Raw genomic sequence first — 808 nt, 5'->3', positions numbered from 1 at the left:
CGGCGAGCAGCCCGCCGCCGCCGTGCACCACCCCGCGCTCCAGCCAGATCGGCCGGCCGTCGCGCTCGATGCGGGTGCGCATCGCCAGCTCGCCGCGCGCGAAGCGCTCGCCCGCGGCCGTGCGGCCGAAGCACAGCATCTCGCTGCCGATGAAGCAGGCATCGCCCTCCAGGCGCACCGCGGTGGTGAGGCCGGCGCGGGCGCCCTCATGCACGATGCTCTCCTGCGGCAGCCACTCGCACACCGCGCCCGGCGCCACCGCGATGTGCTGCTCAAGCACGCCGCGCGCGCCGGCGCTGCGGTACCACTTGCCGGCGCCCGGCGTGGTCAGCAGCGCGTGCGCGCCCGGGCCGACGCGCAGGTCCACCCGCAGCTCGTCGCCGCCGACGATGCCGGCGGGCGGGTGCACCAGCAGGGTGTGGCAGACGGCCTCGCCTTCGGGGTAAAGCGCGCGCTGCACGCGCAGTGGGCCGAAGTGCTCGCGGCGCGCGAGCACGCTGCGTGCACCGCGCCGCTCGTACTCCAGGCGCAGTCCGGCGCGCCAGGGCGTGGGCGCCGCGGCGGCGCCTGGGGCGAGCAGGGAAGCGGCGAGGGAAGGTGGATGCGGGTACATGGGAGACACTTAGCAAGACCCGGGCCAGCTCTCCGAAGGCCCTTCGGCCGGGGCTCGCAGGGGCATTGCAGGTGCGGCGGTGGGGCTGCGCGCTGCGGCGGGGCAGGGTCGACGCCCCAGGCTGGTGCGTTCGCCTGCGGCCGCACCAGCGCGGTGCGACGGCGCGGCGGCGTGGCCTTGCGTCGCGGCTGCGCG

The 808-nt window shown here is 77.2% G+C and carries 1 protein-coding gene; it reads right to left on the bottom strand.

Annotation, left to right across the window (positions count from 1 at the left end):
* Positions 1 to 613, bottom strand: a 613-nt coding sequence (locus C667_RS23540) for an urease accessory protein UreD (RefSeq protein WP_004391284.1), incomplete at its 3' end; no start/stop codon positions are given.
* Positions 614 to 808 lie beyond the last annotated feature (195 nt).

Origin of the sequence: Thauera phenylacetica B4P, assembly GCF_000310225.1 — a bacterium.
Classification (GTDB): domain Bacteria; phylum Pseudomonadota; class Gammaproteobacteria; order Burkholderiales; family Rhodocyclaceae; genus Thauera; species Thauera phenylacetica.
Note: the sequence above shows the minus strand (reverse complement) of the source record. Positions and strands in the feature narration are given on the sequence as shown.